Annotated in this window: 3 protein-coding genes and 1 pseudogene; 3 read left to right on the top strand and 1 reads right to left on the bottom strand. The window is 68.1% G+C overall.

Features of this window, described 5'->3' with window-relative positions:
* Both CK485_RS26210 and CK485_RS29855 read left to right on the top strand, forming a co-directional pair.
* Positions 1-94: CGNR zinc finger domain-containing protein (locus CK485_RS26210; RefSeq protein ID WP_199239535.1), on the top strand; the 94-nt coding region annotated here is incomplete at its 5' end.
* A gap of 175 nt (positions 95-269) precedes the next feature.
* Entirely contained in the window at positions 270-635 is a 366-nt protein-coding gene (locus CK485_RS29855; protein ID WP_241968622.1) for a hypothetical protein, read from the top strand.
* A 1-nt stretch (position 636) separates the two neighbouring features.
* Here the strand turns inward: CK485_RS29855 and CK485_RS26220 are convergent.
* A pseudogene (locus CK485_RS26220) lies at positions 637-1,028 on the bottom strand (TetR/AcrR family transcriptional regulator); the annotation flags it as partial.
* 233 nt (positions 1,029-1,261) lie between these two features.
* Between CK485_RS26220 and CK485_RS28850 the strand changes: the two are divergent.
* Positions 1,262-1,435, top strand: a complete 174-nt coding sequence (locus CK485_RS28850; protein ID WP_158288245.1) for a hypothetical protein — start codon at positions 1,262-1,264, stop codon at positions 1,433-1,435.
* Positions 1,436-1,512: the final 77 nt, after the last annotated feature.

Raw genomic sequence — 1,512 nt, forward strand, 5'->3', positions numbered from 1 at the left:
CCTCTCGCGCAACGGCTCGAAGCAGTACTGCACCCGAACCTGCGCACACCGGGCCAGCGTCGCGGCCTACCGGAGCCGGCGCAGCCCGCGTTGAGCGCCGGCACCTGACCCTGCCAGGCCGGCTCCGGGGTTTCGTCCGAGCCCGCCCTACTGATGGGGCTTCGCGAAAATCCCCACGGCCGATCTTCGCCTCAGTTCGTCCGCTGGTAAATCGAGTGGGGTGTGGGGAGCGAAGGGCACGCCCTGCCGGTGCTGGAGCGGAAAGGCCGTTGCACTGGGACCTGTTGGGGCCGATAGACGAACTCGAACCGGCAGCCCAGGACCCAGCCGACGGTGCACCGGTAAGCCGGGCCTCGCTCCAGGCCAACCTCGCCGACGCCCAGGCCCGCAACACCCGCCTGACCGCCCGCGTTCAGCGGTTGGAGAAGCGACTGTCGCAGGCGCTGGGAGCTCAGGCTTGGCAGGAATCAGGGCTCGGAGCCCCAGCCGACATCGACGAGCTCCAGCGGAAGATCACGAGGCTGGAGCAGCACAACGTCGAACTGACCTCCGCACGGGAGGAGGCCCGATCCGATCTCGTTGCTGCGAGGGAGGCCAGCCGAGACCTGACCGGAGCCCTGAACCAACGCGGCTGAATCACACAGGGGCGTCGGGGTCCTGATCGATGAGGCTCGTTTTGGACGCCAGGGCGCACGCGGTGTCAGCGAAGTACTGCTCGTCGGCGCCGGGGGCGAGGCCCAGGATGACGCCCTGCGCGAGACCGACGAACAGTGCCCTGAGCGCGGTAACCAGACGTCGTGCCTGATGCGACGTCACGACTCTCCCGTTGTGCGATCTGCCGGTGACAACGCGATCAGGTGACTCTCCTGCGTCTGGACGGACGCGGCGAGCTGGGAACCGAGTTCGGGGTCGTGCAGGGCCATGTCCAGCAGGGTGATCTGCAACGACAGGGCAGAGGTCGCGGCCGGGGCGTCACAGCTGCGCCGGTAGTACCGGCCGAAGGCTTCAACCGCTTCCAGGAGATCCATGACGTTCCGGGTGCCGGCGTGGGTGGCCGCGTGCCGGGGGCCGGCCGCCCGGTTCCGCAGTCGCGGCCTGGGGGCGGGCGGTGGTGCGGGTCCAGCGGCATCAGCCGTCTCCGGGGCGGTGTGTCTAGCCGGTCCGGTCAACGGCTACCAGGTGCTGGAGGACGTGGTGGCGTTGCCGGCGAGTACGTGGCGCTATCACTGGGACCCCGCCGCACGTACGTCACCTCGGCCCCATGGCTCAGGACGGGTTCGCCGCCTTCCACGTCGGCATCGACGACAAGACCCTCTGCTGCACCGATGCCAACGGCGTCGCCCTCGTTTCCATCAGGGCGTTGTACCGCCGGCTCACCGAAACCCAGCAAGAAGTCACCGCGCTGCGCACCTTAAGAAGTCATCTCATTTGGTGAGTCTGCGGTAGCAGATGAGGGTGCAGGCGATGCTGGTGAAGGCCAGGAAGTGCTCGGCTTTCCGCTCGTAGCGTCGG

The sequence above is a fragment of the Streptomyces sp. ICBB 8177 genome, assembly GCF_003144095.1.
GTDB lineage: Bacteria > Actinomycetota > Actinomycetes > Streptomycetales > Streptomycetaceae > Streptantibioticus_D.

Coding starts and splice junctions, on each gene's coding strand:
- CK485_RS28850 (WP_158288245.1), top strand. CDS start 1,262: ATGGCTCAGGACGGGTTCGCCGCCTTCCACGTCGGCATCGACGACAAG.